Here is a 23,737-nt window from a genome sequence, read left to right as displayed (position 1 = left end):
TCCGCAGCACCTGGTTTTTTACCACCGAAGCCGAGACTGGAATGGTGAACGTGCCGGTATGGTTTATGGCATTAGTAGAAGAGAACAGTAACTCCGTAGCCGCCTCAAAAGTGCCGTTGTTGTTCAGATCCACCCACACCCGCACATTTTCATTTACATTCGGATTCGTTGTAACGGAAATAGCAGTAGGAACTCCTTCAGAAACCGTAGCCCTTTTGGTGCAGGAATAATCCTGGTAGCCATCGGTAACGCCGCTGGTCGTATGGCTAAAGCCGTTTGGTCCGCTGCCTACCGTTACGCTCAGGATTCCCATGCCAAAGATATGATTGCCGGCCGGAGCAATGCCAGGCGTGCAGCTATTGGCTACCGGGCACTGGGCAAAACTTAATTGACTAAATAAGCTTAGAAATAAGAGAAAATAGAATTTCATCGGAATGAGCTTTCCTGAATAACAATATTTTGTAGCTAATATATTAATTTATTTTGGCATGCAACTAGAGATATTGGAAGCCAAATACTTTTCTTTAATTTATTCCTTTTTGTGATCAGTAGAAGTCTGAAAATTAACGGCAGGAGGACCACTAAATTTATAATCAGCAACTCACGCTCGGTAGGTCTAACCTAGAATCTAGCTGCTTATATTGTTGGGGGTATAGCCGTATTTGAGCTGCATTGATGCAAATTGGACGCGGGAGGCTTGTCTAAAAAAGAAAAAAAGCAAGGAATGCAGTTGATGAAAATATTAAAAGACTTAGTTCAATAGTTCTTTTAGGGGCTAGCGTTAACATTAGAAAAGAGGTTTGAGAGGCTGCCTTTATAAATTACTTGAGTAGTAAAAAAATAAATAATACAAATAAATCTATTGTTTAACAATGGGTTTATTTGTATTATGGGCGTTAAAGTTACTTGTCGAAATCTTCCCCAAAATTATCTGCATGGCTAGCAATCGGAAAAAATCAACGAAAGAGGTTGCAAGCTGTACAGGTTCCTTATTTGACCAGCCACAAGAACTTCCGGATCAAGAGAGGTTTCCTATAAATCGCAAGCGATCTGATTTAAAAGTTGGTAAAGTCGTAGAACCAGACTTACAAGATTCGGGAGAGCCTTGGATTGTTACTGGATTCTCCTCGTTGGGATATTTAGTAAAGTTCTTGGGAGCCCGCTCTGGTTGGGAGAAAAGAAAAAAAATAAAATTGGCTTTTGGGTTTGAGCCTCGAAAGCAATTAACCAAACCCCGAAATGCCGACCTTCCAACGTTTGAGGAAGAGGCTGCTTTACTGGAAGAAGGTTTTTCTATTCAGAATTGGAGTAATTTATTCAGGTTAATCAAACTTTTGGAGAGCGATGTTGTAGAAGCAAGATTCCTAGACCGGCTCCACGCCAAAATTTATGTTGGCGATTCATTTGCAACATTGGGGTCCTCAAATTTTTCAACAAGTGGCTTAACGCAACAGCCTGAGGCAAATGTCAGAGTTAGTCGGTTTGGAACATCAATAGAAGCTAGCCAGTATGAAGCATTTAAACAGCTGGCCCAATTCTTCTTTTATGAGGCTAAACCTTGTAATGATGTTTTAGTAGCCCTCCTTAAACAACAACTTAAATTAACCAGATGGCAGGAAACACTTGCCCGTGCAATTGCAGAATTATTGGAGCGGCCTTGGTATAAAAAGGTAAGTGAGCTGCAGGATTATTTAGGAAAACTTTCGTTGTGGCCAACTCAGAAGGAGGGTATTAACCAGGCACTACAAACCCTTCAACAACACCATTGTGTTTTAATTGCAGATCCTACCGGTTCTGGGAAAACCAAGCTTATTTCTACTTTAGGCCTTATTCTAACGCATTGGCTCTGGAGAAAAGGGCATATGTTTAGGTCCAGAATTGAAACAATATGTCCAAAGCTAGTAGTGCAATCCTGGCAGCATGAAGCAGATGCAATCCGTTTTATTCCCCGGCACGCTTTTTCTGATGGTGCTATTAGCGGGGGAAGTGATGAGAATCGGGAACGGGCAGTGGAGAGACTCCGGCAGGCCAATGTTCTGGTAATAGATGAAGCACATCGGTTTTTAAATCCTGATACTAACCGTACCCGCCAAATAAGAAGGCACAGAGCTGATTATCTTATTCTTTCTACAGCTACTCCTTTAAGTAAAAAGCCTAAAGACTTGGTAAGAATAGTTGAAATTTTAGGTGTAGATGTGCTGCCTGATAATCAATTAGAAGCTTTTAATCGTTTGCGAAAGAATCTGGATAATTATAATGATCAGGATTTAATTCTCTTGCGGGATTATCTAAAACACCTGATTGTCAGACTGACTAAAGAGCAAATAAATACCTACCTAGATGCTAATCCAGTGGCTCATCAGTATTGCCCGGATAAGAACTGCCGGTATCCTGAGAAGGAAAATGAAATTTATAAAACAGATTGCAGACCAGAAGATATAAGTAAAGCTGAGCAAATTTTGAAATGTGCTGATAATCTAAAAGGGTTGGTGTTTCTGCAGAAACTATTCAAGAAAAAATACCGCAAAAGAGATCAAACCGATGAACAATATGTAGCAAATAGAACGGGTGCGGCAAAGGCAATTGCGAAGTATAAGATCCGGGCATTACTTCGCTCCTCAAGAGCGGCGCTCGTTGAGCATATTGCAGGAACAGACGAAGCCGCTAGAAGACTAGCTTTTCAGCGATCTAAGAAAATGAACACAGGGGATATGATCCGTGTCCTGAAGGAGGGTAGAGATATCCTGCCGGAAACTGATCTGAAAAGTGATGCACTAACTAAGTATCCGTGGTTGGCGGATCTGACTTTGTATCAAAAGGCAGTTGATGAAGAGCTGAAATTATATTCTGAGATTATGGAGTTGGCAGTAGCTATGTCGGATGATCGGGAGAAAGGCAAGGCTGAAATGCTACACCAACTTATGCAAGCCAATACTCATGTCCTGGCTTTTGATTCAACCCTAATTACCTTAGACTATCTGCAAGATAAATTCCTTAACCGGTTAAATAACCAATTTATTTGCCATGTGCCCAGAAATAGTAGCTCTCAGAAGAAAGTTTTAGATGAGTTTGGGTTTAAATCAACCAGCACTGATAAACACCTGGCTTTGTTGTCGGATTCAATGTCTGAAGGAATAAATTTACCCCGCGCGAATGTGGTGCTTATGTTGGATATGCCTTCAGTTCTGCGGTTAGCGGAGCAACGGATTGGTCGTATTGACCGCTTGAATAGCCCGTTTGAAAAAGTTAAGATTCTATGGCCCGGAGATAAGTCGCCGTTTACGCTAAGAAAGGACTTAAGGCTGTTTAAAGCCAATTATGCAGCTCGCTTCGTTTATGGTTCTAATATTTCAATTCCAGAAGATTTATTACACCAGGAAATAGAGGAGCGGGACCTGCCGGCTGAAGGGGCTGATTTTATGAATTCTTACCGGAAGCATCTTCGAGAAGAAAATGCCATTGATGCTTCTTCGGATGCGTTTAAACCAGTAAGGACCTTATTTATGCGAGGAAGCGGCATTATTACTCCGGAAGATTATGATAACCTGAAAAAACAGGATGTGCGGGTACGTACCAAATTAAGCATTGCTCAAGATGAGAGAGGATGGCTTTTTGTAGCACTTAAAGCGACTGACGATTTACCCCCAAGGTGGTACCTTTTGCAGGAAAGTGTTGAAGGCTACAGGATAGAAACTGCCCTGGAAGAAATTTGCTGCTTTCTTACATTGAAAATGCGGATTTTGGAAGACTGGTATACTTTAGATGAGTGGAGGCCTGAATGGTGGGAAAGTGTTCAGAGTTTAATGAATAAGTACCTCATTTCGATGCAGGCACATCAGTTGCAGCACCTGCCGCCACTTAAAGAAAGAGCATTAAAGAAAGGTAGACAAATTCTGCAAAGTATCACTAGTAGGAAAGATGTTTCAGAAGAGCATAAAAGCGTTGCTTACCAATTGCTCCAAAAAATGCCCGATCCCTTAAATAATGTAGCCGGAGCAACTGATCCTTATTTATGCGCTCAGCAATGGGTTGACCTGTTAAGACCCCATTTGCATGAGCTGCAGGATAAGCAGGAGAGACGGAATCCTAAATCGAATAAGTTGTTCAGTTTTTCTGACATTCCTGCTAAAAACACTTTAATTCCTCAAGAACAAATACAGGCATTATTAGATCATTTACCAAATAAGGGTGCGGAGTGGGAGCAAGTTGCGGCTTGTATTTTGGCTGTTCCTAGTGGTTGTTTAATCGATTCTAATTGAATAAATTAATTTTTAAGAGGGGTGTTTAAATATATCTTTTGTCTTGGGATTAACCTGCAGTCTCTAATTATGAGCCAAATGAGCTACCTATTGCTTTATACCGCAGTGTGCTGTTTGTCACATAAGTTCCCGTGCCATCATCGGGAAGACTTGTAAGAGTTGGTAACGACAATTTCTATTTAGCCAACTTTACCGAAGGCCAGCTAATCGCTACGGTTTTTCACGCGTTTTCAATACCATTTCTCTTAACTGTTGGTAATTGACTTGGAACAGGTCCTTTTTTATTTCCTCAAGGTTTAGCATATTGTACATTGGTTACTATATGATGCTGCAAAATGTAATTAAAGCCGCAAATATGTTTTCAATGAGGCGGAGAAGTTTGGCCAGGAGAGTTGCTGGCTTCCAGGGAGCAAATGATTGAGGTGCTGAAAAAAAATACAGTTAAATACTATAATATTAGGGCATTTTGCTTTAATGTTATGATATTAGCACATTGCTAATTTAAAGTCCGGCTTTGCTTTAATCAACTTAGCCAAACCAGCTTCTATTACCCACTATGGAAAAAACTTATACCATTTACTATAAAGCGGAAAGCGGTACCATTGGCACCAAGGATTATGAACTTAATTGGATTAAAAGCGACGAAGGTTTTAAAATTCTTTACCTGGTCGGCTCCTCTTCATCAGATTCTAAAACCGTAGATCTAACCATTCCTTTCACTATCCTGGATACTTTACCTAAAGGCGCTTTTAATCCGCTGAATGAAGATCTTTTAAAAATAACGGAGAAAAACGGCGATGCCTCCAGCTCCCTGGCCCGGTTCGATCTACATGGCATTAGATCCAACAAGGCAGAAGCCGTGGCCGGAAAGGTGTTGGAGTTGTTAGAAGGTAAGCTTAAAGGGAGGAAGTAAGGGAAATGGAGTATGTACCTTATTCTCTAAGAAATAAACCAGCTATTGATGTTTATTCTTATGAACCTATTCCTCAGAAATTCAAAAACCAATTCATCAAAATTGTTAAGGGATTTCTGTATAGCACTGATTTTAGCGGCTCAAGCAATAAGTTTTTCTCAAACATTTACCATCAAATCCTTGATTATCACGGCTTAAAATCTCTTCCTAGTGCTGGATACCTGGAGGACACATCTGATAGGATCGAACAATATCTTGATAGCTTAGAAGAAATTACATTAGTATTAGATGTAATTGAAATTTGCTGTAGAGAAATTTATTGGGCGGCCAATTGGCATTTTGAGACAAATTTTTACAGTACAGTCCCTGCAAAAGCTCAAGAAGGAATTGATAAGATTAATAGTCGCTTTTCTCAAAATGGTTTAGGTTATGAATTTATTAATGAGGAAATAATTAAAATTGATTCACAGATTTTACACGCTGAAATTGTAAAGCCTGTTCTTCATTTTATTCACAATGCTGATTTTAAAGCAGTAGATGAAGAGTATAGGTTGGCTTTTGAGCATTTTCGCCATGGCAACTTCCCTGATTGCCTAACTAATTGCGGGAAAGCCTTTGAGTCTACCCTAAAAATTATTCTAACAAAAAAAGGGTGGGAATTCGATCCAGTTAGAGATACAGCTAAAAAACTTATAACTATTTGCTTTGAAAAAGAGCTTATCCCAAAATACCTCCAGCAGCATTATACAAGCTTAATTTCAGCCTTAGAAAGTGGAGTTCCAACCATCCGGAATAAAGATGGCGGACATGGCGCTGGCGCAGAGCAGAAAGTTATTCCTGAGTACTTCACTAGTTACATGCTCCATTTAACCGGCACCTCAATTAAACTATTCACCGACGCTTACCAGGCACACAAAACGCTATAGTTCATGTCAGAAATCACAAACGAAGATGTGTTAAAGAGCACCAGAGAAAACTTTACCAAGGTTTTTGAAGAAACATTTAAAATAAGAGTTCAGAATGCCAACTTAATTGACAAGATGGATCCAACATTCAATAATGTACGCATTTTGGGCGGTATGATTGAAGAACTTACAGACGAAGTAAAAAGACTGCAAGCTCAAATTTCTAGCTTACGGTCTGAGGTCCGTGAATTGAAGGCCTAGGCTTGTACTCTGCCATCTTTCTATTTTTTACATCTTCTTCGGTTGCCTTGAAAACTGGTATTCCTAGAATAAAGAAGGTTATTTTCCTATTGTTGGATATAGGTCGATTATTGTTTTTTTCTTGACCAGCATTGATTTGTTTTTTATCAAAGCTATAAAACAGATTTAAAGCCCGGAAGGACATAAAAATGGTACTGCTACTTGTTAAAAAAGTAGGTAATTTAAAATTCGATATTTTAATTGTAAAAACTAAAAATGGGCATTGACTCTTCTAAACTTCTCATTATATATGATGAGGACTTTTTCATTCTTGCTAAAGAATTAGTTGAATCTTTTACCAAAGAAATTCCACCACATAACTGGTCAATAAATCTCCTTAGGCATTCAATAAATGATGCTGCTCTGGAAGATTATGAGGTTATTATCCTTTTATTTTCTCCTTCAGTTTTAAAAAATCCTGAGTTTTATAAGTTAGTATCATTTTTTGGTAAATATTACTTAAGATACCCTTACAAATTAATTCTTAGTTTAGTAGATAGTACAGGCTATCCAAATTCAAAAGCAAACAAGTTTTCTTTACCCAATCCAATTCCCATTGAAGGCTCGCCAGTTAAATTCACGAAGGGCCATTTTTTGGTTATTATAGACCAAATAAGCAGGAAAATAGAAGAATATATTTTTGACAAATATATTCAAGAGCAAAAAGTAAAGGAATTCAAGGAAACCATTAAGCAATCTGTATCAGACCATTTACATCCTATTAGCACAGAACTTACGGTACGTGAAAAAACATTAGAGCAATCTGCAAAAGGTTGGTATCGTCTAGGGATTTGGTCACTCATAGTCGCTGTATTGATTCCTTTAGCAATTACTTTAGTGTTGTTTTTTAAAGGGGTAGATTTAAAAAATTACGGGCTCATTATTTTTTATGGACTTAAAACTATCGTGCTTGTACTTTTAGCAGTATCTGTTTCAAAATACAGTAAGGATTTAGCTAGTAAATACATGAATGAATCACGCAGGGTAGCTGATAGGCGACATGCTATTTCTTTTGGTGAGTTTGCTTTAAAGGCATCAAATGAGCCTGTTAATCGAAGTGAGTTGGTTGAAATTTTTAAGGACTGGAATATTAGTGGCAACTCATCCTTCTTGCCTGGATCCGGGGAAGATCATGATCCAAGGCTACTAGATAAAATAAAGGAAATACTTTTAGCTGCACGAGGTAAAGAAAAGGAGAAGGAATAATGACCAGAACTCAAATAAAAGCATCCGACTTTCTCCTAAAGTTACTATTGGAAAAAGATAAGCAATTAGATATCGATCAACTATCTTATTTTAGCAAGGGGCAAGATGTTTGCAGTTTAGAAGTTTTTAAAGTAAGAAAACTATTAGCTGCGGAAGGGCTGCTAAGGCTTTATGGAACTGATGATTATTACACGGAACTTACAAGGGAAGGCTATAAAGCAGCAGAAACTGGGATAGAGCGTTTCTTCGACCTTAAAGACCAAGAGAAGAAAAGCCAGCATATGTCAGGCCGGAATGTGATCATCAATCATGGCAATCAGAATACAAGTACTATTACTGATAATTCTCATTTATACCGTTCCTTCAACGTTCCAAGTGTAAACCCTGCGATAAAAGAGAAAGCCACTCCTTTTAGGAACAAAATATCTGACTGGGTTAATATTATATTAGCTATCATAACGATTGTTGGTGCTGCTGTAACTATATATTTTCAGTTTGTAAAGAAGTAATTATTAAATACCTAATAAAATTCTTCACAGTTATTAAGCATGCTTTGGTCTTAAAAGGACTCAAAAATGACTCCCCTTCAGAATCTATAATTATCGAATCAAAGTTTAAAATTTATTAATCTAATCTTAGAATGGACGAATCAACAGCAACAGGGATTAAAGATGTTCTTACAATTGCTAAACCAATTTTAGACCCAGTTATTTCAGCATTGATTGCCCCAAAGATTGAGAGATTAAAAGCTTGGATTAAAAAACAAGATATTAAAGACAAAGTAATTGACAATACTTTTGAAAATAAGTTCGCAGAATATTTGGGAAGAACTTACTCAAAGGCAAAACAAATAAACATTTTAATCTTCCCAGGTTTACAGATCGATTTGCAAGAAATTTATGAGCCTTTATCAATTAATTCAAAAATCAAAAAAGTAGATTCTAGAGGAAAAAGATCTATTTCTGAGGTTACATTAAGATTAGATTCCTTTAAAGAAGAACACATTGACCCATTCCAGAAAATTCTTATATCTGATTCTGCTGGCATGGGCAAATCTACTTTGACAAAATGGATCTGTTTACAAACTCTTGAAAGCAGCTTAGCCATTCCTATACTTATAGAATTAAGAAACTTAACAGTAAATCACTCCATTCTTGATGAAATATTTGACCAATTAAATCCCATAGATCAAATTTTTGATCGGGACCTAATTGTAAAATTCTTGGAACTTGGCCAATTCCTTATTATTCTAGATGGCTTTGATGAACTTCCGTATGAGAACAATGAAGTTATTATAAAAGATTTAAGGAAGTTCATTGATAGGACCGATGAAAATTGGTTTATCATGACCTCCAGACCTGAAGGTGCCCTATCTGCGTTCGGGGATTTTCAACTGTTTAACATTAGGCCCTTAAGATTACAAGAAGCTTTCAACCTTATTAGAAAATATGATGAAGTAAGCCCTTTAAAGGTTGGAGAGAGCTTAATTAAGAATATAGAAACACGGCTAACTCAAGTACATGAGTTATTAGCAAATCCATTTTTGGTATCGCTATTATATAGTGTGTATGCATTTAACAAAGATATTCCAGACGACAAGGTAACCTTCTATGAAGAAATCTATTCTGCTCTGTATAAAAAGCACGATTTATCTAAAAATGGCTGGACCCGACCTAAAAAGTCCAAATTGAGTTTACTTCAATTTAGAATTTTATTACGGCAACTCGCATTTGATACAGCCAGAAAAGGATCAGTTTCTTATTCTGAATCAGTAATACTTGATTTAATAGATATTGCTAAAGGAAAATGCGCAGGTATTAATACTAACGCTGAAGATTTTTTGGATGATTTACTTAAAGCTGTTCCATTATTTCAGCGTGAAGGCCATAAAATCAAATGGGGGCATAAATCTATTCAGGATTTCTTCTCATCTGACTTCATTACATATTCCTCAAAAAAGGAAAATATATTAAACTGGATCCTTGAAACTAAGCAGGATGGTTTCTTAAATATCCTTGACTTTTATATTGAACAAGATTTTATCACCTTTAGAAAGGTCATAATTTATCAGCTTTTAAAAGATTTTGTTAGGCATTATGAGACCTCTTACAACAACATTTCTCAAATCCCACAGGATGAAATAAACATTAGGCGAACACTGACTTATGACCTTGAAGTTTTATTCACAAAAGAAAATTCTGCATTATCGTCTGATGAAATTGAAGATTTTGCCAGTAATAAAATTAAAGGTTATAACGAAGGTCTGAAAAACGGATATTACTATCCTCTTCCATCTAATCTAACCCAACTTGATGCGTTAGTAATTAATTCCTTCAAATCAGATTTATTGCACAAGATAGTAGTAAAAGTACCAACCCTTAAATATTTAAAAATAAAAGATACAGGTTTCGAAGAAAGGCCAATTCACTTTAATTTACCAGTAGACCAGATTTACGAAGTAAATGACGACCCCACAAACCCTATTAATTCTATTCTAAATTTTGAAGAAACCAATTCTTTGCTGATGGAATTAGGTCCATTTGCACATGCATATTTTTCTTATCCAGATGCTAAAGCTGAACTTAGGAGAATAGAACTCGAATTAGCTAATGACAAGAAAGCTAACGACTTAAATGATTTTTAGATTTTTAACTTAAAATGTAAATTCCCCGATACCTCCGCCGCGACAGAGAAAAGGAAGGACGCTTCCCGATTCGGCTGGTTCTTCATTTTAATGGCCTCCCCCTCTCTACCGGTGAAAAGGTAAGCGAAAAGGGCTGGGATGTGCGGAAGGAACGCGCTAAAGGCAGCGAACCTTATTACCTCCGCATAAACGGCAAGCTCGATAAACTGGAGGCCGTACTGGAATTTGTTTTTAATACCCTCAGCGATCTGCCGGAACCAGTTACCAAAGAAGCCATCAAGAGCGCTTACGAAGCGGTGCTGGCATACGTAAACACCTCCGGAGAAGACCCGAACGAGAAGTTATTGAAAGCTGCGTTCGAGCATTACCTGAACCCGCCTGCACCGGAAGCTCTGGAGCGGGCGATCAAGCCTATTCTGGAGTGGGTGGAAGCCTAGCTGAGTAAAGTTGAAAATAAGTTAAATTTCATGCCGGCAAGAAAGTTTCCGTTCTAACAATCCTAGCTTAACGCACAAACATTAAACCCTGTGTGGTTTCTATGAACACAACAAAACCATTCTAAGTATTGACCTTTTTCCTTTTGGCATGAATGAATACCAAGAATGTAAGTATCCCGTCTACATAATCAGGATCCTAATCAAGGAAGCCAAACATATCTTACTAACCTGCTAGATACAATAATTTCTGTTACAATAAATTTTTGTGCTGTGGATCGAGAATTCAAGTCGCGCAGCTTGCTTAATTCTCCAAAAGCAAAATATTGTATAATAAGTTTCAAATCCTTTAACGATTGTTTGTTGTCCAATTCCGTCTTGATGGCTACCTATTAGTTTAGGTTGATGCTATTTTTGAGTCACATGTAAGTTTCTGATTTTCAGTCGAAACAAATTGTTTTGCTGGTGATACAAATTGAAGCGCCAGCTAAACAATTTGTATCAGCTATGTTGTGCAGACTCAAGATCTTTTTTTAGTATTTATTTATATCTAAAAGTTTAATAAATATCCACTAAAGTTTTGCTTGTAATAATCTTTCTTTTATGTTTGGGCCATGAAAGAAATACATCGCCAAATAAAAGCAATTAGAAAGTCCAAAGGCTTAACCCAAGACGAGCTTGCTGATGTCCTGGGGATGAAAAAAGCTAACCTAAGCCGCATAGAAAGTGGAGCAGTCAACCTTAAGCCGGAAAAACTGAAAATCTTTGCTGACTACTTTAAAATGTCTTTAGAAGAAATTGCTTCCTTCGAGTCGGCCCAGGATAAGATTAAAAAAGAGAAGCAGCCAGTTGATTTGGAAGCGGCACTTCTGGAAAAAGAAAAGCAAATCGAACGGATGCAGTTGGCAGTAGAATCATTTCTTGCCTTCGCCTTAAAGCAATTTGAAGATATTATTGAAGGCAAGGCTGCAAATCCATTTAATGATGATCGACTACCTAAAACCCCCCTTGAAGCTGTTAGTGAACTCTCCGGAATGGTCTTTATCCTCAATTCAGAAAATGTGAGACCAGAATTTCCCCTTACTGAGTCATTTAGAGATGCAGTACACAAAAGTATTGCAAAATCTATTGGAGCTATGGTTGATAAGGTTTTAACAGGAATAAAGAACGGGCCACAACCTCTTGAAGATGATGATGACGAAATAGTAACATATTAACTGAGGTTAGAAGTCAAAGAGAAAAAGATGATTTAATAAAACATATGGAAAATGAAGAAAAGTATGGGGTGCCAGTTACCTTCCGGATAGGTGCCCAGATGAAGAAAGAGCTTGGAGATGAAGCTGCTTTGCGTGGGATTAGCCTGGCTCAGCATGGGGCGAATTTGTTGCTCACCTGCCACCAGAATTCACAAGAGCAAACTGCAGAAGTTAGCCTGCTGCTGCGGGCAAAGGAAACCATAAAGCAGCAGAATAACAGCCTGGCTCAGAATTTAAAGGATGTAGAAAAACAACTGGCGGATTACCGGCAGGATGACCAGGTAGTCCGCATCCTCCAGCGTAACCGGGATCTGCTAAGTAAATATTCCTCAGCAGGCTCTATAGCTAAATCGAAGCTGGAGCAGGAGGGTTTTGATTTTCATTACATAACCCATAAAGGCTTAAAAGATAGAGAGTATTTCTGCATTCTGAACATGAGCTTTTATGTCGAAAACGATACCGTTTTTATCAAACCTTTAAATAAATAATTATGCACGGCGACTTAATTCCTATTCAATGGCCCAATAGCCCGGCATTGCCTTTTCAAAATAAAGGCAGTGAAGTTTCATCTGATGCCCGATGGCTGTTCTTTCTATTTCTTTTAGCTGGGGTACTACTGATTTGCTGGTGCCTTTACCAAAAAGCAAAAAGTGCGAAGGGGCAGAATCGGCAGAAAATTAATCTGATCTACTAACTGGATAGCTATGCTAAACATAAGTCTGAAGACAAATCCGGATCAGCTTTTGAAATCAATTCTAGAGCGGTCTATTCCTTTGGATCAAGTTGGTTTAAGATGGCTGGAGTATCAGCAGCTGGTGAAGGAGGATCTTATGCCTTGGCCCAATCAGCTTAAGGAAGGAGTACTCTTAACGCTTTCTGAGGCTGCTTGGCTAAAAATGGTGCATGGCCTTAAGAGCTGTAACTTTAGTGAAAAGGTAATTTCTTCTTTCAATCAAAGAATAATGAGAGAAGTCTGGTATTATGAATCAGAAGAGAGCTTTAATTCCTTCCTTACCGATGGTCAGGTAGTTACTTCCCTGGATCATGCAACGCAAAATATAACCTCATTCTTTCTTTTGGATTTAATCATCCTTGAACTTCTGAAAGATAAAAGAGACACTAAGCTGCAATTCAACCAGGATGGACGATTGCTTTATAGCCATAACCTGGTTGAAACAGATCAGAGAACTATGAATGGCCCTGTGGTTTCTTTCTCTCTATATCGGTTGCTGGTTGAACTGATAGGTAAAGCAAATGTCCCTGCCCTTGCCACTTTCTTAGCGGAGGTAACCACAGCTGAAGCAGAAGTTCTCAACGCTATCAGACAACCGCAGAATACCAGTGTACTGGTTGAAAAGCCTGAGCCAGGAAGTAAGCACGTTTGGGATATTGTTACCAAGGAAGTAGGAACGGTTACCGATGGTGAGGCTGAATACATGCGCAAAGAGGTGAAGCAGAATTTTGGCAGATTGGTGCTGGATGGAATGCAAAGTTCTTTGATGCCTTTTGAGCTGTACCGAAGAACAAGGTGCCGGTAACAGTATAATTACATTTCAAATAACTTTAAGCTATGGTAAAAAACCGGGCAAACTTCAATAGACGAACTGACTGCAAAAGCGGAGGGGAGTCCTTTTTAGTTAAAAATGCTTTCTATTCAGGAATGCAAACAAATTTTAGAAAAAAATGGTCGGGTATATACCGAGGAACAAGTAAAAGGAATCCGTAAGTTATTATACCAGTTAGCCGAAATTGATTATCAGAATTTTAAACAAGTAATGCAGCATGGCACAGAGAAAGGCTGTAATTTATACGAGGGTATCCACCGACGATCAGGCTGAAAGAGGTTTTAGTCTTAAAGACCAGGAAATCAGGCTTAGGAGGTATTGCCGGGAAAACAATATTGAAATTGAAGCACATTATCAGGACGATCATTCTGCTAAAAACTTCAACCGGCCGAAATTTAAGGAGTTTCTAAGCGCTGTTAAAGCCAAAGAAATTAAACCGGATCTTTTCCTTTGCGTTCGGATGGACCGTTTTTCCAGGAATGTGGAAGAGTCGCTTGCCATGATTAAGGTTTTGAAGTCGTTCGGAATAACTTTTAAAACGCTCGAGAATGATGTTAACCTGGATCAGCCGGAAAATTTAATTCCTTTCTTTCTGAATATGCTACTGCCTCAGGTTGAAAACGAAAGAAGGGGTTTGAATACCAAGCGAGGCATGCGGCAGGCGAAAAGGGAGGGGCGTTGGGTTGGTACACCACCGAAAGGTTACTCTTTTGTAAAGGAAAGAGGAAGGCCGGTGCTTGTGCCTAATTCAGATGCTCAGTTTGTAATATCCGGATTTGAAGAAGTAGCGAAAGGATTAAGCTCTACTGAGCAGATCAGGTTCGCCCTAAGAAAACGAGGCTTTGTTTGTTCCAAGAACCAGTTTTACAATATCCTCCGCAACCCTATTTATATCGGTAGAATTCGGATTGAAGCTTTTAAAGATGAGCCAGAGGAAATTGTAAATGGGCAGCACGCGCCTTTAGTAGGTGAAGAGTTATTTTACCAGGTTCAGGATGCCCTGGCAGGCAGAAAGCGGAAAGCGCCGAAGAAAAGCTGCATCAATGAGAACCTTCCTTTACGTGGCTATCTGATTTGCCCAAGGTGCGGGAATGGTCTGACCGGTAGCGGATCAGTAGGCAGAGCTAAAATAAAGTACTATTACTACCATTGCCAGCATGGATGTAAAGAGCGCTTCCGGGCAGATGAGGCTGAAGTAAGCTTTTTGAATTATTTATCCAGCTTTAATCCCCCTGATGAAGTGAAGGAGCTTTTTATTAAGATTGTTGAGGAAAGAGCTGAAGGAGATGAAAATGAGATGGAGAAGGAAGTTCAGGCTATAGAATCAGAGGTTAAGAAATATCAGGAACGTTTGCAGAGCTTAGAAGACAAGTTTATCGATGATCTGATTGACAGAGGCGCTTACCTTACAAATAAAGCCAGGTACAATGAGCAAGTAGAAAATCTGCTTCGGAAAAAAGATGAGCTCCAAAACACTGATTCCAGCTTCCAGAAGTACTTTAAATTCGGTATAACCCTTATTGGGCAACTTCGAACCTTTTACCGCTATTCCAGCCCGGAAGTGAAGCAAAAAATAGTTGGTTCGATATTTCCTCAAAAATTGATTTTTAAAGAAAGTTCATATCGAACCACCCAGCCCAATGAATTCTTTAAGGTAATTATGCTGAGAACCAACGAGTTAGAAGGGCTTAAAAAAGCAAAAGCCACTCCGGAGAGTGGCTTGTACTACAGGGCTCCCCCTCTTGGGCTCGAACCAAGGACCCCATGATTAACAGTCATGTGCTCTAACCGACTGAGCTAAGGAGGAATTTACGTTTCAGTTTGCTGTTGTGCTGCTGAATTGTGATGCAATATTACAGGCTTTTTTTATTCTGTGCAAGTGCCGGCCTGAAAAATTTTTAAGTTTTTTGCAAATTTCTGAAAATCAGGCTGAAAAATTTAGTTCGAAATGTAAAGCATATTCCCCGAAAGCGAAGTAGCGTATTGCTTCAGCGGGTAAGCGGCCGGACCGGAGATTATTCCGCCTTCAAAATCGAAGCGTGAGCCGCAGCAGGGGTCGCTCAGAAACAAACTTGACTGGTCTACCTTTACGGTGGCGCAGCTGTCGTAAGGCTGGTAGGTGCAGTTCCGTTCGAAGGCCAGGTAGCGGTTGGCGCTGTGCCGCACGATTATAATGCCCCGGATGCCGCCCGGAATGGAGACAAAACCGTAATCCCTTTGTAGCGAATTGTATTGCTGGTTTGTCAGGTTTATCTGTTCGTTTACAATTACCTCCGGAAGGTATTGCGGCCGCTGCTCCGAATCTTTGGAGCAGGCGGCCAGAAACGGTACTAAAAGAAGTAAAAAAGTCTTAACTCGTGTAATCATAAAATCCTTTGCCGGTTTTGCGGCCATGGTGCCCGGCTTCCACCTTCTGCTGTTGTATACGGTTCGGCCGGAACTTCGGGTCGTAATGAAAAGCCTCGAACATGGAAGAAGTAACCGAAAAATTCGTGTCTACCCCGATCAGGTCCATCAGTTGGAACGGTCCCATTTTAAAGCCGCTGCTTTGCATCAGTTTATCGATCGTTTCGTGGTCGGCTACCTGCTCTTCCAGAATTTTAAGCCCCTCTACGTAAAAGTGGCGCGCTACTCGGTTTACAATAAAGCCTGGGGCATCGGCAGCGTGCACAGCCACTTTCTCCAGTTCTTCAGCCAGTTTATATACCGTTTCGGCTACTTCCGGCAAGGTGGCAACCCCCGAAATTACTTCTACCAGCTTCATAATGTGCGCCGGATTAAAAAAGTGCATGCCCACTACGCGGCCCGGGTTCGTGATTTTCGCCGCGATCCGGGTAATAGGAATAGAGGAAGTATTGGAAGCCAGAATGGTTTCGGAGCCGTTCAGCATGGCCAGTTCCTGAAAAATGCTGTGTTTTACTTCTAAACGCTCCACTACGGCTTCTATTATAAGGTCGGCCAGAACATCGGTCATGTTGCCGGTAAACTGCAGCTTTGCCAACGCAGCCGTTTTTCCTTCTTCCGAGAGTTTACCGCGCTCCACGGCTTTGCTCAGGTTGCTTTCAGTGGTTTTCTGAGCTTTCTCCAGCACGGGAGCATTTATGTCGAACAGGATGGTATTGTAGCCCGCCTGGGCGCAGATCTGGGCAATGCCCTGGCCCATGGTGCCGGCGCCTACTACGCCAATGGTCTTAATATTTTCAAATGAGATCATATCCGGAAGGGTATAGGTTTAAAGCAAAAAAGTGCGGGGTAAAAATACGGAAAGTAAATTTGTAAATTTGAAGATTTGAGAATTTGGAAATGGGGAGATGAAAGGCCGAAAGAATGCAAACGCCAGGCTCCGTTAATTTAAAAGCACTGAAATGTACTCTTACCATTAAAGGGTACAAGTCAAATAATTCCCTCATTTTCAAATCTTCAAATTTTCACGTTAAACCAACCCCTCAGAACTTAATCCGTTCAAATTTGTAGAACCAATAAAGGAATAGCTTGGAGGCTTCAGCTGGCATGTTGCGTATTTTCCTGGTGCGGCATTACGAGCCCGATGTGGAAAGGAGCGGGTATTTCAATGCGGGGGAGGCTTGTAAATTTCTGACCGACTACGATGCCGCCGGGCTGGTACAAACCCGGTTTCAGCGTCCGGCCGGTTTGCCCGAGCAGCTGGTTAAAGTTTATTGCAGCGCGTTGCCCCGGGCGAAGCAAACCGCCAGGTTGCTTTTTGGCGAGGATGCTGAACTGGTTGAAAATGTTGATTTTAATGAGTTCGAACGAAAGATCTTGCGCCTCCCTTTGTTTCGTTTTCCGATCGAGGTCTGGCTCACGGGTGCCCGCTTGCTATGGTTGTTGGGGCTGAATGATAAGGGCATCGAAACGTTCGGGCAGGCCAGGGAAAGGGCGCGGCGTTGTGCCCAAACCTTGGCTCTGAAAGCCGAACAGGAGGGAGTGGTGGTGCTGGTGGCGCATGGTTTTCTGAACGCGTTTATCCGGCAGGCCCTGAAGAAACTGGGCTGGCAGGTAGTACGGCACGACGGTAACGCCTACCTGGGAGTAACCGAACTGGTAAAGGCTGTTGATGCCCGGTTGCCGGCCGGGAATACCTGAACAAAAGAGAAGGCAAGATTCCCCGGAATAACAATTCTGTCGGAAACACAACCCTTCGGGCTTTTTTCCAGTTTGGGGGGTGGAGTAATGCTGAACTGGTTTATGAAGTATTTGTTTTTTCTAGGGTTGCTGTTTTCGGTGTGGGCCTGCAGTAAGCGCGAGCCTCAAACGCTGCCGGTTGTGCGGTATGCCGGGGCAATGCAGGATGTGGTTGAAGCAGGCGATACCAGTGCCCATATTTACCTCGATACCATAAACCCGCACCGTCGCCTTTACGGGTTAGGGGGGTTAAGAGGCAATTCCGGCGAGATCCTGATCATAGATGGCCGGCCTTATGCCTCCAAGGTAAATGCGGCCGGCCGCAACCGCATCCGGATGACCTATGATATATATGCCTCGCACCTGGTTTATACCCATGTGCGCGACTGGCAGGCAGCAGAACTGCCCGATGATAGCGTAGTTACCAAGCATTCTTTGGGAAAATACCTGGAAGCATTGGCTGTAAAACGCGGCCTGGATACCAGCAAACCTTTCCCCTTTATGTTAACCGGGACTTTTCATGAACTCGATTACCACGTTTCGTACCTGGAAAAGAAAAATAAAAGCGGCAATAAAAAACGGCCGCAAACCAATTATACCCTCTCCGATGCCAACGTGATTATTCTGGGCTTTTTTTCGAAGAAACACCAGGGCATTTTTACCGAGCCAGGTTCCGACGTTATCATGGGCTTTATGACAACCACGGCTTCAAAAATCGGACAAATTGACCAGCTTACTCTGAAAGGAAGTAAGGTACAATTACTGCTACCGGAATAAATTCCGGTACAAGCAATCTTTTAGGGGGTGGCGGCTGCCGGAAAATGGTAGGGTTTTCAACTTTAAAAGTATTCGCCTTGGCTGCAGCAAAGTCCCGTTTTTTACCAGGTTCCATACAGGAAGAAAGCAACCGGTTGCGCCGCAGTTTTTTGCCGGGTCTGCTCTTTGCCGGGCTCATGTGGCTCGTTTTCGTGCCTGCTTTTTTTCTCGATCTGGATCTGGGGAGTTACGGCTTATATCCGCGCCGGCTCCACGGTTTGCTGGGAGTTTTAACGGCGCCCTTCCTGCACGGCGATTGGGCGCACCTGCTTTCCAATACCTTTTCCCTGATCCTGCTTTCGGCCATTATGGTTTTTATGTTCCCGCTTTCTTCCGGACGGATCTGGGTGTGCCTGTTTTTTAGCACCGGTATTCTGGCCTGGCTCATGGCGCGGCCTGCTTATCATATTGGCGCCAGCGGCATTGTTTACAGCCTGGCCAGTTTTATTTTCTTTGGGGGCATGTTTCGCCGCGACCGCAGCGCCGTAGCTTACTCGCTGGTTATTTCTTTTTTGTACGGCAGCATGCTCTACGGAATTTTCCCCACCGAAGAAAGAGTGTCGTGGGAATCGCATTTGGCGGGTGGTATTGCTGGGCTCATTTTTGCCTTCGTTTTCCGCCATACCGATGTCGTGCCGGCGGAGCCCGAGCTAGCTCCTGAGCCGGAAGAACCGGAAGCCATTACCCAACCACCCCATATAAATGCCTCTTTTACCGGCCAGCCGCAAATAGTGGTGCGTTATACGTTCGTGCCCGGTAAGCCTGAAGAAAAACCGGAGTCGGGGCTGGAGAAGGCAGATGATGCTTTCCGGTATTTTGGTAATTAATGTAAATGAACGGGAATATGAAATTCATTCGCTTGGACTAAAAGCGATCAGGCGAAAGGTAATGTAACCCGGGTTTTTACCGTTTTTACGTTACTGTTTTACCCTTACGGCTTTTCCGGTTTTGCCAGCATGCGGAGTATTTCTTCCCAGAGGTGCTCGTACGGAATAATTTCAATTTCGGCAAAGGCATCGCCGGGAGGCGGGGTGGCTGCCAGTTTGTCTGCTAAGGCGAGGCCTTTACGGCGGCATTTTTCAGGGTGCAGGTCTTCTTTTACCACCAGTGTCAGGAGTTTAAAAAACATCTGACTTCTGATGCTGAAATCGCCTTTTAAGTGCCTTCCCGCGTATTTTTTCAGGCTTTCGATCCGGTAAAGCAGCTGTTCCTGCTCCCGGTTCTTCAGGAAGTGCAGGAATTGTAAAATAAGAATAGCCACGTTAAAGCCCTGCTTGTCTTTGCTGAACTCCGGAACGGAGCTTACGAACGAATGGTATTTGAACTGTTTGGTGATTGCGGTAACCGGATAAATGAATTGCAGGTAAGCTTGGTAAAGCTGCCAGCTTTCTTGGGCTGCTTTCCGGATCTTCTGGTAAAAAGGGTTGGTATTAACCTCGCCCAGGATTTTAGCAGCAACATCGTAGCTGCCGTTGTGCATTGCCAGCAGGAAATAATTCTCCATGAACGCAAACCAGTTGTTCGAGGCCCGGTTAAACATTTCACCATGTTTGCCGGCGTATTGCAGGCCTTCGGCGTATTGACGGTCCCGCAGGTACGAATACGTTTTTATGTACTTATTGTAGCGGTCATCGAAGCGAAGTTCGTTTAGCGCGCCGTTGGTCAGCATTTGTTCCGTTTCGGAAGTAACGGTAATAATTTTGCCGAAATCGTTGGTAAGCTCGTGGTACCAGATATTAGTTTTATAGTATAGGTCGTAAATGGTAAAAGATCTGTTCTGCTCCCAAAGGTCCTTAAGTTGCTGCAGAATATCGCCCAGCTTGGTCAGGAAGTTTTTTTTAGCACTTACCGACCGGTTAATTTCAAGCTTTGCCGTATAGTAAAGTTCTTCCGCTTCCTGTTCTTTCTGCAGCAGGTTGCGATAGGAAGCTAAATTTTTGCTTATTTTTTTAAAATGCAACACCTGGCTGGTTTGCACGTAAACCTGCCGCAGCAGATCTATAGCCGTAAGGATATGTGGCGTAAATTCCGTTTGCTGGGCAATTTTCAGGGCACTTCGCAACAGTTTTTCTGAGATCTGGTACTCACCCTCTTTTATCAATACGCGAGCCTGGTGCAGCATATCAAGGCATTCCTGTTCATACCGGTGCGAAACCTTTATATAAGGGTCGTTGAAGTTGAGAAAGAATAAGTGGTTGAGTAGTTTCTTACGCAATCTGGCCCGGGTCATACGCAATTCGGCCGAATCCGGAACCTTTTTGTTACGGGGTACAAGTTTCAGGTTGCCGCTCTGAATGTCATAAAATAACTTTAACTCTTTGGTTATTTTCTTGTCATTAAAGCTAAGTAAAGGGGCATTGCGTTGATGCCTTTTTGTTACAATTTGCACCAATTTGTTTAATTCGCTCATTGTAAGGAAAATGCTAAATTACTGAATATCAGGAAGTAATGTATAGGCATGCCGGTTCAGGGGAGTGATTTTTCCCTGTTGCGTTTGAGGCTGTTTTTTCCTTTTAAGGATGAAGGAAAATGTCGTGCTTTGAGTTTGAGTTTTTATACTAATTTGTTACAAAAGAAAGGATTTATTACGAAATATCAAAATGCGTAAGTGTTATTAAACGCTGTATTTGCATAATATTTCGATTTTTTGTTATTTATATACAATTCGGGGTTAAAAATTTTATCGTTACATTTAAGGCAACTGTGTCCTTTTATGCGGGCGTTTATTGGCTCAACTTTGCATAGTAGTTAGAACAAACCACTAGCAAATAAACCATAAAACGCCATGATAGAATTAGTAATCGCCGCCATGATCCAAGTAGCCACCCTGTCTGCCGATGCAACTGCAATGCCGGCTCAGGAAACCACCGATGCTACTATTACCAGCACTGCTGCTACTGCACCAGTTACTACAACTCCGGGCGGAACAGGTTCCTGGGACGATAATAACTAAGACCGAATAGTCCGCAGTCCCCTCTTAAAGATCTTCCTCTTAAAGTTTCTTATCAATTTTAAATCAAGCTTCGGCTTAAACCATAAAACGCCATGATCGAATTAGTAATCGCCGCCATGATTCAAGTAGCTACTCTTTCTGCTGATGTAACTGCTACTCCAACTACCGAGACTACCGATGCAACTATTACCACTACTACCGCTACCCAGCCAATTACAGGTGGAACAGGTTCTTGGGACGATAATAACTAATGCTGTTGTTAGATTCTTTGAGCTGAAGCTTTTCTGAAAATAAATACTGAAAAAAATCAATAAACTTTTCTTATCATAAAGCCATGATCGAATTAGTAATCGCCGCCCTGATCCAGGTAGCTACCCTTTCTTCTGATGTAACTACAGCTCCGGAAACCACCGACGCAACCATTACCAGCACGGCTGCAACTGCACCATCTACTACTGCTCCGGGTGGAACAGGTTCATGGGACGATAATAACTAATTGTTGTTACAGGTAGAAAGATAATTCGGCAGGAAAAGCCTGTTGGAGCCAGTTAAGACTTCCCGTTAATTTTTTCTTACTTTGCTCTTGTATCCGGTAAACGGATATAAAGCGTATGAAAAAAGTAGTTTTTTACCTGGTATTTTTTATCTTTTGTATTACGGGGTGCCGGCGCCCGCAACCAACCGGCAAGGAAGTACGCGTCAGGCTGATGCAGGATCCGGAATCGTTAAACCCGGTAAGCTATACCAGCAAAGATGCGGCGCAATTAATAAACCTGCTTTTTCAGAGTTTGCTCACCGTAGACCTGGCAGATGGAAAATTAAAACCGCTGCTGGCTGAGGAAATGCCTCTGATCGAGCGGAAAGATACCCTAACGTTGATCACCTACACCATCCGGCCAGAGGCTGCATGGACAAACGGTTCGCCGGTAACGGCCACCGATGTAGCCTTCTCGTTAAAAGTACGGAAATGTCCGTTGGTGAATAATGAAAAAGTCCGGCCAGACTATGAATTTATTCTCGATCTTATCCCGGATAAATCCAATCCAAAGAAATTTACCCTAGTTTGCGGACAATATTCGCCGGAGCATTTGCTCTTGAGCGGCGACTTTTTTGTGATGCCCGCGTACCTGTTCGATCCGCAAAACCAACTCGGCTCGTTTACGCTTCCGCAATTCGCAAACAATTTCGACGCCCTTGCTGCCGAATCCGCCATTCAGCAGTTTGCCGATCGTTTTAACAGTGCCGATTTTACCCGCAACCCGAAATACCTGCAAGGCAGCGCCGGGTATGTGCTGGAAAAATGGACAACCGGCCAGCGTTTAACCTTTAAGCGCAAAGAGGATTGGTGGGGCACCAACCTAAAGGCTCCGGAAACCGGCTACATAACCGCCCGGCCAGACCAGATTGCTTTTCGTATTATTCCGGATAATGCCGCCGCTTTGGTTTCCCTGAAAAACAAACAACTGGATGTATGGCAGAATATACCAGCCTCGGTATTTACCCAGATTCAGAAAGATAAAGAAATTAGCGAAGCCTATAATTTCTCCTCTCCCCAGACCTATACCTTCGTCTATTTAGGCCTCAACGGTCGTTCCGATAAACTTGCCGATAAAGTTACCCGTCAGGCGCTTGCTCAGCTGGTGAATACCGATGAACTCATTAACGTGGTGCAGCACAAATTGGCAGTGAAAACAGTAGGTCCTGTAAGTCCCCTCCAAAAAGAATATTATAACGGCGGAATTACGCCTTATTCCTATAACCCTGCCGAAGCCGAAAAGCTTTTAAGGGCAGCTGGCTGGCAAAAGAACGGTACCGGTTGGGCTAAAAAAGTCCGGAATGAAATGGTACCGCTTACCCTCTCAATAAGCTACAACGCCAGTAATTCGGAGTTTGCTAACATGGCGCTGCTTTTTCAGCAGGCCGCCGCTAAAGCAGGCATTCCGGTAACTTTGCAGCCCCAGGAAAGTGGCCTGTTTACGCAAAACCTGAAAGGCGGGAATTTTGAAGTTTTTATCCGTAGCCTTACCGGCAATCCTTTTGTTTATAATTTCAAACCCATTCTGCACACCGAATCCATTGGTCCGGACGGGCTGAACTATACCGGTTTCGGTACCCCGGAAAGCGACCGTTTGATAGAAGCCCTGTACAACCCGGATTCCGAAAAAGAAAAAAACGAAAATTTAAAACGCCTGCAGGCTATCCTTCACGAGGAAAGCAACCTGGTATTCCTCTTTTTCCTCCGCGACCGCATTGCAGTTAATAAACAATTCTCCGATACCAAAATTTCAGGGATAAAACCGGGCTACGATGTAAGTGCCTTTAAAAGTGCGGAAGCCGATTAAG

The 23,737-nt window shown here is 41.8% G+C and carries 24 protein-coding genes and 1 tRNA gene; 20 read left to right on the top strand and 5 right to left on the bottom strand.

Annotated features, from left to right (window positions below; all coding sequences use genetic code 11):
- Positions 1–430, bottom strand: a 430-nt coding sequence (locus tag F0P94_RS19295) for a GEVED domain-containing protein (protein WP_225307297.1), incomplete at its 3' end; no start/stop codon positions are given.
- A gap of 442 nt (positions 431–872) precedes the next feature.
- Here F0P94_RS19295 and F0P94_RS19290 point away from each other — a divergent pair.
- The 13 genes from F0P94_RS19290 to F0P94_RS19235 all read left to right on the top strand — a co-directional run bounded on the left by F0P94_RS19290 (position 873) and on the right by F0P94_RS19235 (position 15,250).
- Positions 873–4,259: an SNF2-related protein gene (locus F0P94_RS19290; RefSeq protein WP_150906157.1), complete on the top strand. Its 3,387-nt coding sequence runs from the start codon at positions 873–875 to the stop codon at positions 4,257–4,259.
- 556 nt (positions 4,260–4,815) lie between these two features.
- Positions 4,816–5,172: a hypothetical protein gene (locus F0P94_RS19285; protein WP_150906155.1), complete on the top strand. Its 357-nt coding sequence runs from the start codon at positions 4,816–4,818 to the stop codon at positions 5,170–5,172.
- A gap of 5 nt (positions 5,173–5,177) precedes the next feature.
- Positions 5,178–6,098: an STM4504/CBY_0614 family protein gene (locus tag F0P94_RS19280; RefSeq protein WP_150906153.1), complete on the top strand. Its 921-nt coding sequence runs from the start codon at positions 5,178–5,180 to the stop codon at positions 6,096–6,098.
- 3 nt (positions 6,099–6,101) lie between these two features.
- On the top strand, positions 6,102–6,338 hold the full coding sequence (locus F0P94_RS19275; protein WP_150906151.1) for a hypothetical protein: 237 nt from the start codon (positions 6,102–6,104) through the stop codon (positions 6,336–6,338).
- Positions 6,339–6,593: 255 nt separating this feature from the next.
- Positions 6,594–7,583 carry a hypothetical protein gene (locus F0P94_RS19270; RefSeq protein WP_150906149.1) on the top strand — a complete coding sequence of 330 codons (990 nt, stop codon included), beginning with the start codon at positions 6,594–6,596 and terminating at the stop codon, positions 7,581–7,583.
- 47 nt (positions 7,584–7,630) lie between these two features.
- On the top strand, positions 7,631–8,092 hold the full coding sequence (locus F0P94_RS19265) for a hypothetical protein (protein ID WP_150906147.1): 462 nt from the start codon (positions 7,631–7,633) through the stop codon (positions 8,090–8,092).
- A gap of 131 nt (positions 8,093–8,223) precedes the next feature.
- Positions 8,224–10,227 carry an NACHT domain-containing protein gene (locus F0P94_RS19260; protein ID WP_150906145.1) on the top strand — a complete coding sequence of 668 codons (2,004 nt, stop codon included), beginning with the start codon at positions 8,224–8,226 and terminating at the stop codon, positions 10,225–10,227.
- Positions 10,228–10,367: 140 nt separating this feature from the next.
- Complete coding sequence (locus F0P94_RS19255; RefSeq protein ID WP_150906143.1) at positions 10,368–10,664, top strand: hypothetical protein; 297 nt, start codon at positions 10,368–10,370, stop codon at positions 10,662–10,664.
- Positions 10,665–11,275: 611 nt separating this feature from the next.
- Positions 11,276–11,878, top strand: coding sequence for a helix-turn-helix domain-containing protein (locus tag F0P94_RS19250; RefSeq protein WP_150906141.1), 603 nt, complete (start codon positions 11,276–11,278; stop codon positions 11,876–11,878).
- A 44-nt stretch (positions 11,879–11,922) separates the two neighbouring features.
- Positions 11,923–12,405: a hypothetical protein gene (locus F0P94_RS19245; protein WP_150906139.1), complete on the top strand. Its 483-nt coding sequence runs from the start codon at positions 11,923–11,925 to the stop codon at positions 12,403–12,405.
- Between the two features lie 2 nt (positions 12,406–12,407).
- Positions 12,408–12,611 carry a hypothetical protein gene (locus tag F0P94_RS19790; protein ID WP_191907112.1) on the top strand — a complete coding sequence of 68 codons (204 nt, stop codon included), beginning with the start codon at positions 12,408–12,410 and terminating at the stop codon, positions 12,609–12,611.
- A 10-nt stretch (positions 12,612–12,621) separates the two neighbouring features.
- Positions 12,622–13,455, top strand: coding sequence for a hypothetical protein (locus tag F0P94_RS19240; RefSeq protein ID WP_150906138.1), 834 nt, complete (start codon positions 12,622–12,624; stop codon positions 13,453–13,455).
- A 244-nt stretch (positions 13,456–13,699) separates the two neighbouring features.
- Positions 13,700–15,250, top strand: coding sequence for a recombinase family protein (locus F0P94_RS19235; RefSeq protein WP_150906136.1), 1,551 nt, complete (start codon positions 13,700–13,702; stop codon positions 15,248–15,250).
- On the opposite strand, the gene F0P94_RS19230 is transcribed toward F0P94_RS19235, so the two are convergent.
- From F0P94_RS19230 to F0P94_RS19220, 3 genes are all read right to left on the bottom strand, one after another.
- A tRNA-Asn gene (locus tag F0P94_RS19230) sits at positions 15,216–15,289 on the bottom strand. The genes F0P94_RS19235 and F0P94_RS19230 overlap by 35 nt on opposite strands.
- A gap of 131 nt (positions 15,290–15,420) precedes the next feature.
- Complete coding sequence (locus F0P94_RS19225; RefSeq protein WP_150906134.1) at positions 15,421–15,849, bottom strand: QcrA and Rieske domain-containing protein; 429 nt, start codon at positions 15,847–15,849, stop codon at positions 15,421–15,423.
- On the bottom strand, positions 15,833–16,693 hold the full coding sequence (locus F0P94_RS19220; protein WP_150906171.1) for a 3-hydroxyacyl-CoA dehydrogenase NAD-binding domain-containing protein: 861 nt from the start codon (positions 16,691–16,693) through the stop codon (positions 15,833–15,835). Before F0P94_RS19220 ends, F0P94_RS19225 begins: the two co-directional genes overlap by 17 nt.
- 299 nt (positions 16,694–16,992) lie before the next feature.
- Between F0P94_RS19220 and F0P94_RS19215 the strand changes: the two genes are divergently transcribed.
- From F0P94_RS19215 to F0P94_RS19205, 3 genes are all read left to right on the top strand, one after another.
- A complete protein-coding gene (locus F0P94_RS19215) occupies positions 16,993–17,586 on the top strand; it encodes a histidine phosphatase family protein (RefSeq protein ID WP_150906132.1) in 594 nt (197 codons plus the stop codon).
- Positions 17,587–17,688: 102 nt separating this feature from the next.
- On the top strand, positions 17,689–18,402 hold the full coding sequence (locus tag F0P94_RS19210) for a hypothetical protein (protein ID WP_150906130.1): 714 nt from the start codon (positions 17,689–17,691) through the stop codon (positions 18,400–18,402).
- A 77-nt stretch (positions 18,403–18,479) separates the two neighbouring features.
- A complete protein-coding gene (locus F0P94_RS19205; protein WP_191907111.1) occupies positions 18,480–19,268 on the top strand; it encodes a rhomboid family intramembrane serine protease in 789 nt (262 codons plus the stop codon).
- 104 nt (positions 19,269–19,372) lie between these two features.
- Here F0P94_RS19205 and F0P94_RS19200 read toward each other — a convergent pair whose 3' ends face one another.
- On the bottom strand, positions 19,373–20,851 hold the full coding sequence (locus F0P94_RS19200) for a hypothetical protein (RefSeq protein ID WP_150906126.1): 1,479 nt from the start codon (positions 20,849–20,851) through the stop codon (positions 19,373–19,375).
- Between the two features lie 375 nt (positions 20,852–21,226).
- Here F0P94_RS19200 and F0P94_RS19785 point away from each other — a divergent pair, with 375 nt between their 5' ends.
- The 4 genes from F0P94_RS19785 (at position 21,227) to F0P94_RS19195 (ending at position 23,736) form a co-directional block, all read left to right on the top strand.
- Positions 21,227–21,394, top strand: coding sequence for a hypothetical protein (locus F0P94_RS19785; protein WP_191907110.1), 168 nt, complete (start codon positions 21,227–21,229; stop codon positions 21,392–21,394).
- Positions 21,395–21,486: 92 nt separating this feature from the next.
- Entirely contained in the window at positions 21,487–21,645 is a 159-nt protein-coding gene (locus F0P94_RS19780; protein WP_191907109.1) for a hypothetical protein, read from the top strand.
- Between the two features lie 83 nt (positions 21,646–21,728).
- The gene (locus F0P94_RS19775; RefSeq protein ID WP_191907108.1) at positions 21,729–21,890 is read left to right on the top strand and encodes a hypothetical protein; all 162 of its coding nucleotides are present in this window, start codon (positions 21,729–21,731) and stop codon (positions 21,888–21,890) included.
- A gap of 115 nt (positions 21,891–22,005) precedes the next feature.
- Complete coding sequence (locus F0P94_RS19195; RefSeq protein ID WP_150906124.1) at positions 22,006–23,736, top strand: ABC transporter substrate-binding protein; 1,731 nt, start codon at positions 22,006–22,008, stop codon at positions 23,734–23,736.
- Position 23,737 lies beyond the last annotated feature (1 nt).

Source organism: Adhaeribacter soli, from assembly GCF_008727925.1.
GTDB classification, from domain to species: Bacteria; Bacteroidota; Bacteroidia; order Cytophagales; family Hymenobacteraceae; genus Adhaeribacter_A; species Adhaeribacter_A soli.
Note: the sequence above shows the minus strand (reverse complement) of the source record. Positions and strands in the feature narration are given on the sequence as shown.

What these genes read in the sequence shown, in the direction of transcription:
- F0P94_RS19290 (WP_150906157.1), top strand. Translation starts at nt 873, where the DNA reads ATGGGTTTATTTGTATTATGGGCGTTAAAGTTACTTGTCGAAATCTTC.
- F0P94_RS19285 (WP_150906155.1), top strand. Translation starts at nt 4,816, where the DNA reads ATGGAAAAAACTTATACCATTTACTATAAAGCGGAAAGCGGTACCATT.
- F0P94_RS19280 (WP_150906153.1), top strand. Translation starts at nt 5,178, where the DNA reads ATGGAGTATGTACCTTATTCTCTAAGAAATAAACCAGCTATTGATGTT.
- F0P94_RS19275 (WP_150906151.1), top strand. Translation starts at nt 6,102, where the DNA reads ATGTCAGAAATCACAAACGAAGATGTGTTAAAGAGCACCAGAGAAAAC.
- F0P94_RS19270 (WP_150906149.1), top strand. Translation starts at nt 6,594, where the DNA reads ATGGGCATTGACTCTTCTAAACTTCTCATTATATATGATGAGGACTTT.
- F0P94_RS19260 (WP_150906145.1), top strand. Translation starts at nt 8,224, where the DNA reads ATGGACGAATCAACAGCAACAGGGATTAAAGATGTTCTTACAATTGCT.
- F0P94_RS19250 (WP_150906141.1), top strand. Translation starts at nt 11,276, where the DNA reads ATGAAAGAAATACATCGCCAAATAAAAGCAATTAGAAAGTCCAAAGGC.
- F0P94_RS19245 (WP_150906139.1), top strand. Translation starts at nt 11,923, where the DNA reads ATGGAAAATGAAGAAAAGTATGGGGTGCCAGTTACCTTCCGGATAGGT.
- F0P94_RS19790 (WP_191907112.1), top strand. Translation starts at nt 12,408, where the DNA reads ATGCACGGCGACTTAATTCCTATTCAATGGCCCAATAGCCCGGCATTG.
- F0P94_RS19240 (WP_150906138.1), top strand. Translation starts at nt 12,622, where the DNA reads ATGCTAAACATAAGTCTGAAGACAAATCCGGATCAGCTTTTGAAATCA.
- F0P94_RS19235 (WP_150906136.1), top strand. Translation starts at nt 13,700, where the DNA reads ATGGCACAGAGAAAGGCTGTAATTTATACGAGGGTATCCACCGACGAT.
- F0P94_RS19225 (WP_150906134.1), bottom strand. Translation starts at nt 15,849, where the DNA reads ATGATTACACGAGTTAAGACTTTTTTACTTCTTTTAGTACCGTTTCTG.
- F0P94_RS19215 (WP_150906132.1), top strand. Translation starts at nt 16,993, where the DNA reads ATGTTGCGTATTTTCCTGGTGCGGCATTACGAGCCCGATGTGGAAAGG.
- F0P94_RS19210 (WP_150906130.1), top strand. Translation starts at nt 17,689, where the DNA reads ATGAAGTATTTGTTTTTTCTAGGGTTGCTGTTTTCGGTGTGGGCCTGC.
- F0P94_RS19200 (WP_150906126.1), bottom strand. Translation starts at nt 20,851, where the DNA reads ATGAGCGAATTAAACAAATTGGTGCAAATTGTAACAAAAAGGCATCAA.
- F0P94_RS19785 (WP_191907110.1), top strand. Translation starts at nt 21,227, where the DNA reads ATGATAGAATTAGTAATCGCCGCCATGATCCAAGTAGCCACCCTGTCT.
- F0P94_RS19780 (WP_191907109.1), top strand. Translation starts at nt 21,487, where the DNA reads ATGATCGAATTAGTAATCGCCGCCATGATTCAAGTAGCTACTCTTTCT.
- F0P94_RS19775 (WP_191907108.1), top strand. Translation starts at nt 21,729, where the DNA reads ATGATCGAATTAGTAATCGCCGCCCTGATCCAGGTAGCTACCCTTTCT.
- F0P94_RS19195 (WP_150906124.1), top strand. Translation starts at nt 22,006, where the DNA reads ATGAAAAAAGTAGTTTTTTACCTGGTATTTTTTATCTTTTGTATTACG.